The 6,453-nt window shown below is 73.9% G+C and carries 3 protein-coding genes; 1 reads left to right on the forward strand and 2 read right to left on the reverse strand.

The features are described from left to right. Positions 1–199: 199 nt before the first annotated feature. On the reverse strand, positions 200–862 hold the full coding sequence (locus tag ACSIH6_RS35980; protein WP_435112787.1) for an HNH endonuclease family protein: 663 nt from the start codon (positions 860–862) through the stop codon (positions 200–202). 511 nt (positions 863–1,373) lie between these two features. On the opposite strand from ACSIH6_RS35980, the gene thpD reads away from it, so the two are divergent. Next, positions 1,374–2,282, forward strand: a complete 909-nt coding sequence (thpD, locus tag ACSIH6_RS35985; RefSeq protein WP_435112788.1) for an ectoine hydroxylase — start codon at positions 1,374–1,376, stop codon at positions 2,280–2,282. A gap of 197 nt (positions 2,283–2,479) precedes the next feature. Here the strand turns inward: thpD and ACSIH6_RS35990 are convergent. After that, the coding region (locus tag ACSIH6_RS35990) for a hypothetical protein (RefSeq protein ID WP_435112789.1) at positions 2,480–6,453 on the reverse strand (3,974 nt) is incomplete at its 5' end.

The following is a 6,453-nucleotide window of genomic DNA, read 5'->3' on the forward strand; positions in this document are numbered from 1 at the left end:
TCGCGTCGCGTGGCGGGGTTCCGTCGTTCCTACCCGGACCCGCCGCCCCGCCCCCTTCATAGTGGAGTATCGCCCCGGAACGGGAGAAGCGGACGGGGTTACGGCGCGCCAGAATCCCGGCGGACGGCGTCGGGCCCGCCTCCGAGGGGAGACGGGCCCGACCTGCCGCGGTGCGGGGGGAGCGTTCGGCAGCCCCCTCCTAGCAGGCGGTGTCGATGGTGTCCTGGATGGCGGACCTCTCGGCGGAGGTGACGGTGAGGTCGTAGCGGTGCTTCACGTTGACCCAGGCCTTGACGTAGTCGCAGTGGATCGCGGTGTTCTCCGGCATCCACTGGGAGGGGTCCTTGTCACCCTTGGAGCTGTTGCTGCTGACGGTGACCGCCCACAGCTGGGGGGAGTCGACGTCGTTGGCGAAGTCGCGGCGCCGCTCGGTGGTCCAGTCGGCCGCGCCGGTCTTCCAGGCCTCGCTGAGCGGGACCATGTGGTCGACGCTGATCTGGGAGACGTCGCCGTCCCACCACACGTCGTCGAAGGTGCTGTACCAGCGGCCGGAGGTCGGCTGGCAGTCGGAGTCGGTCACCACGTCGTGGCCGTCGCGGACGAGCACGTACTGGCGGGCGGTGCAGGGGCTGTCGACGACGTTCCAGTGCGGGAAGAGGCTGCGGTCGTAGCCGGTCTGGGGGCCCTTGGCCCGGACGGTGAGGGAGTCGAGCTGGCTCTGGGCGGCGGCGGTGCCGGGGATGCCCGGGGGCAGGACGTGGTCGGCGGCGGCCGGGGCCGACCAGCCCAGGACGACGGCGAGGACGGCGGCGCTGAGGGCCGCGAGCGCGCGGGGAAGCGCGCGGGGGCGGGGGGACGACACGTTTTCTCCTCTGTGAGCGGGTGGGAGGAAACCACGGACCCCACCACTGTGCGACAGCCGCCCTTCTCCCACCAGTACCCCGCGGGAAATTCCGCCCGAATCGGGGATGACGCCCCGACTCTTCCCGCGGAGTTCTGCACCATCCCCTGAACCGTATTCGTGTGAGCTAGCGCACAGCAAAAGTGCGTTCTTTCACAAGCGCCCTCAGAGGCGAGGGGCGCACCTGGACGACCTGGGAAGACGCACCCTCCGAGCGCCTCATGGTCACTCTGGGTGACGCGGCGCAGGTGAACGACCAAACCCAGCCTCAGAGAAAGGGGAGAATGGAAAGGAAAACCGGCGGCCCCCACAGTTTTCCCCCATATAGTATAACTGTCATACCCGACAAAAAGGACACTAAACACCGCGCATAAAGAAGCCGTAAGTAGGCTTGCCTGTCCTTTGTTAAGTTCGCATGTCGTAGGAAAAACCGTCGACCTCAGAGAGGATGAGCCCCGCCAGGGGATCGACCATGACTCTGCAGATGGACCTTCCGACAAGCACCGCGGACGAGTACCCCACACGCAAGAGCACTGAGCCCGCCCTGCTGTACCGCAGGGACCCCGCCGTCTGGGGGACCGACGAGGGCCCCTTCTCCCACGACGAGCTCTGCGCCTATGACGGGCGCGGCTACACCCAGATCGATTCCCTCGTCACCGAGGACGAGGTCAGGGCCTACAGCGCCGAACTGGAGCGGCTCGGCTCCGACCCCGGACTGCGCGGCGACGACCGCGTGGTCGTCGAGCCCTCCTCCGACGAGGTGCGCTCGGTGTTCGAGGTGCACAAGGTCAGCAAGGTCTTCGCCGACCTGGTGAACGACCCGCGCCTGGTCGACCGCGCCCGCCAGCTCCTGGGCTCGGACGTGTACGTGCACCAGAGCCGCGTCAACTACAAACCGGGCTTCGGCGGCGGCTCGTTCTACTGGCACTCCGACTTCGAGACCTGGCACGCCGAGGACGGCATGCCGCGGATGCGGGCGGTCAGCTTCTCGGTCGCCCTGACCGACAACTACGCGCACAACGGCGCGCTGATGATCATGCCGGGATCGCACAGGACGTTCGTCTCCTGCGTGGGCGAGACCCCGGACGACCACTACCGCGACTCGCTGAAGAGCCAGCACGTGGGAACGCCGGACCAGAGCTCCCTGTCCTACCTGGCCGACCAGCACGGCATCGACGTGCTCACCGGCCCCGCGGGCGGGGTGACCGTGTTCGACTCCAACTGCATGCACGGCTCGGGCGGCAACATCACGCCCTACCCGCGCTCCAACGTCTTCATCGTCTTCAACAGCGTCGAGAACACCTGCGACAGGCCGTTCAGCGCCCCCGCCCCGCGCCCGGAGTTCCTCGCCTCCCGCGAGTTCGACCCCGCGGGCCGCTGACGCGCCCGAGCGCGCCGCGTGGACGCCGCCCGCCGCGAGCGCGGCGCGTGCCCGCCGGGAAGGAATGACCCCCGTGCCCCCGTGTGGGGCGGGCCCCGAGCCCGCCCCACACGGGGGCTTCCCCGTGCCGGGGAGCCGCCCGGGGCCGGATGACGGGACCGGTCGGCTCGCGTTCGGCGCTGCTGCTGGGTTCGGTGCTACTGCTGGGTGAGGGAGTTGACCAGGACCCCGCCCAGGGCGCCGTGGGCGCGCTTGGTGGCGGGACGCAGGGCACCCACGTCGATCCTGGTGTAGGACGAGCCCAGGTGGTCGTCCCAGGGAATACGGACGATGGCGCGGCACCGGCCGCGGGCCACCCGCTCGGCGGCGTCCACGTCCTGGAGGCTGCGCTTGCTGACCCCGTTGACCACGAGCACGGACCTGGCGCGCAGGGCGCCGTAGCCGTTGCCGTCCAGCCAGTCGAAGGTCATGGAGACCGCGCGTTCGGCGTCGGCGTTGGCCGGGGCGACCAGCACCAGTCCGTCGGCGACCGGCAGGGCCCGCGCCACGCCCGTGGCCGCCGGGTCCAGCAGGGTGACGCCGTAGAAGCCGCCGAGCAGCGAGGCCAGCTGGCCGTAGTCGCGGTCGTCCAGGGTCTGCACATAGGGGTCGTCCAGGGTCTGGACGACCTCCAGGCCGGTCGCGGTCCGGCTGGTGTAGCCGCTCATCCGGGAGTAGTCCTGGATCGCCTCGGCGTTGGCGAGCAGCCCGGTGAGGGTTTCGGGTGTCTGGGCGCCGACGCGGCGGGAGAGGCCGTTGGGGCCGGGGTTGACGTCGACGGCGACGACGAGGTCGTCGCGGTGCGCGGCCAGGGTGTGGCCGATCATCAGCGCGGTGACGGTCTGCCCGGCGCCGCCGGTGCAGCCCAGCACGACGAGGCTGCGCGGGCCGTCCAGCGGGGCGCGCAGGCGCTCGATGTCGCTGGGGGGCAGGTCGGAGCGCACTGGGGCGGCTCCGCCGGTGACGACCTTGGCCAGGCGCCGCCAGCCCCGGGTGCCGCCGGAGTCGCCGGCGGCGGGCTCCTCGGCCCGCCGCCGGGGCTCGGGCTCCTCGGTCCGGTACGCGGGGACGCCGTTGGGAGTGTCGCCCAGGCGCTCCTGCTCACCGGTGCCGTGGTCGAGCTCCAGGGCGGTCCTGGGCTCGCGCGCGGACGGTTCGGGCTCCTCACCGGGCGCGGGCTGGCCGAAGAGCTGGCCGAGCCTGCGCGCGTTCTGCGCCACCCGGTGGAAGACGCCGTCGTGCGGGTCGCCGGACTCCTCGGGCTCCTCGGAGGGGTGTCCCTGATCGACGGTCGGGGCGGGGCGGCCCGCGAAGGCCTCGTCCTCGGCCCGCCCTGTGTCCTCGGTCCACCCGGTGTTCCCGGTGTCCCGGCCGGTCGGCGTGGCGGCCCGCTCCTTCTCGGAGGAGGTCCGCTCCTGCGCGAGGGCGTCGGCCATGCTGGGGTTGGCCCTCGGGTCGCGGGCGGCGCCGGTGCGGTGCTCCTGGACCCCGGAGGCGGCGCGGGCGGTTCCGGTGTCCGGGTGCTCGCTCCGGGGGTCGGCGGCCGACGGGGGCTTTCCGGCGGAGCCGGTGTCCCGGACGGTGGAGTCGGAGACGCCGGTGGCGCGCATGCTCCAGCGGGCGCGGAAGGACGCGTCGCCGCGGTCGGCTCCGGCGGAACCGGTGGCCGGAGGGGGCGCTACGCCGTCGGAGGCCCGGGCGTCACCGGGGTCGCTGACGTCCCGGCGCGCGGCCTTCCGGCGGCGGGCCAGGGCCTCGGCCTCGGCCCTCTCCAGGTCGGAGGCGGTGCGTCGGCGGACCTGTTCGGTGCCCGAGTCCGCGCGGACGTTGCCGTCCCCGCGCCCGTGGTCGTCCCGGACCTCGACGAAGCTGACGAGCTCCCCGGTCCCGTGGTCGAGCTGGGTGGGCGGTTTGGGCTCGTCGGCGGGGGCCTGCCCGGTCGGCTCGGCCTTGCGGGCCGCCTCGTCGGCGGTGTCCTCGGATCCGGTCGGGGCGGCGTTCTCCTCCCGCTCCTCGCGCAGCTCGTTGGCGGGGATGACGGGGTTGCCCCGGTCGCCGACCTTGGGCTGGTCGGGATGGCGCTTCCTGCCGTCCTCGAACCACCGCGAGGGGTCCTTGGCGTCGCGCTCCTGTGTGGGAACGGCGTCGGCGAACTTCGGGCGCGGCGGTGCCGGGGTGTCGGCGGTGATGAGGTGGTCGTCGAGCACGGACATGTGCTCGTTCCACTCGGGGCCGCGGTCCTCGGACTCCTCGCGCGCCTTCCCGGGCATGGCGTCCTGCTCGCCGGTGCCGTGGTCGATCTCCAGGGCGGGCTTGTGGGCGGAGCGTTCGGCCTCGGGGGCCACGGGCACACCGGTGTCGGGGGTGTCCGGAACGGCCGTGTCGACCTGGGCGGCCGTGCCCTGGGCCACCGTGTCCGCGGTGGCCTGGGTGGCCGGAGTGCTCGTGTCGTCCGGGGCGGTCGTGCCCTGGGCTGCCGTGTCCACGGCAGCACGGGTGTCCGCGCCACCGGAAGCGGTCCGCGCGGGGGCGGCCTCGGGGACAGCGGTGTCCTCGTGTCCCGTGGTGAGGCGGTGCTCGACGGCGCCCTCGGGGACAGCGGTGTCCCCGTGTCCGGCGAGGCTCCGGTGCGCGACGGTCTCCTCGTGTCCCGTGACGGACCGGCTCTCGGCGCCCTCGGTCCTGGTGGCGCTCCGACGGGGAGCGACCGAGGGGCGTTCCTTGGCCGCCCCGGGGATGACCGTGTGTCCGGGAGCGTCGGCGTCCCCCGTGCTCACGCCGGGAACGGCCTCCGCGGGGGCCTCGCTCCCGTCGTCGGCCGCGTCCTGTCCCACCCGCGTCACCGGGCGGCCGGTGTCCGCCGTCCCGTCCGCGTCCGTGGTTCCGGGCGCACCGGCTGCGTGCGCGGTGTCCCCGGCTCCGGCCGCGTCGTCCCGCCGGTCGGTGCGGGCGGACACGTCCCCGTCCAGGTCCGCGGTCGCGCGAGTCTCCTCCTCCGGCGCCGCGGAGGAGGGCGGCAGCCAGGGCAGGGCACCGGCCTCGGCCGGGGGGCGGCCGGTGGCCGCCGCGTAACGGGCCGCGTAGTCCGACAGGTCGCCGTAGTCCCCGGCGGGCTCGGCCTTCTTCTCCAGTTCCCACGGGGCGGCGTGGGGGCGCCCCCGGCGGCGGGGCCGCTCCGGCTCCTCGCCGGTGCCGGGAAGCCCCTGGCCCCGGGCGCGGGAGGTCGGCAGTTCCCTCGGTCCGCGCTCGCGCACGCGCTCGGTGCGGCGCTGTTCCTCCAGGTCCTTGGCGACCCTGAGGCCCTGGGTACGGCCGCGCAGGCGCCGGGCTGCGGCCGTCTCCTCCTCGTCGAGGTCGGAGGCACGCCGCTCGTCCACCGCGTCGGCCAGCTCTCCCCTGCTCATGGCCGCGGTGTCGCCGACGCTGTAGGCGCTCTTGGAGGTCAGACCGACGGGGGTCTCACCGGAGGATGCGCGCAGGCGGGCGAACCACGCGTCGCTGTCGCGCTGCTCCTCGCCCTCGGTCTCGTAGACCCTCTCCCGCGCGAAGCCGTCGTCGAGGTCCTCCCCGGCGTCCGCCTCGGAACCTCGGGGTTCCTCCTCCTGGGCTTCCCGGGGTCCTGACCCCAGGGCGAAGCCGAAGTAGTTGAGCACGCGGCGGCCGACTCCGCGCCGGGGCCCGTCGGGCGTTCCGTCGTCCCCTCCGGAGGCGGCGGACGCGACCGGCTCCTCCTCGCGCGGGCGTGACGGGGCGCGCCGCTCCTCGGGTTCGGGGCGCGTGGCGACGGCCACGGGGGCGCGCTCGGAAGCGGCCGGAACCCTCTCCGCCGGAGCCTCGCGCTCCGGAACCGGAGCGGCCTCCGAACGGGCGGGGACGGCCTCCGACCGAGCAGGTGCGGTCTCGGCCGGGGCGGACACGGCCTCCGACCGAGCAGGAGCGGCCTCCGACCTGACCGGAACCCGCCCCTCGGCCTCGACGGCCGGAACACGGTCGGCGGGTCCGCGCACACCGAGCAGCGGCGGCGCGTCGGAGCGGGACGGACGGACCGCGGTGTCATCGGCCTCGGCGATCCCTGCCCCGACCGCCTCCGCCTCGGGTTCGGTGCGGGGACGCGCCGCCCTCCAGAGGAGGA

This window comes from Nocardiopsis synnemataformans (assembly GCF_965343085.1).
Lineage (GTDB): Bacteria > Actinomycetota > Actinomycetes > Streptosporangiales > Streptosporangiaceae > Nocardiopsis > Nocardiopsis alborubida.

What these genes read in the sequence shown, in the direction of transcription:
- thpD (WP_435112788.1), top strand. Translation starts at nt 1,374, where the DNA reads ATGACTCTGCAGATGGACCTTCCGACAAGCACCGCGGACGAGTACCCC.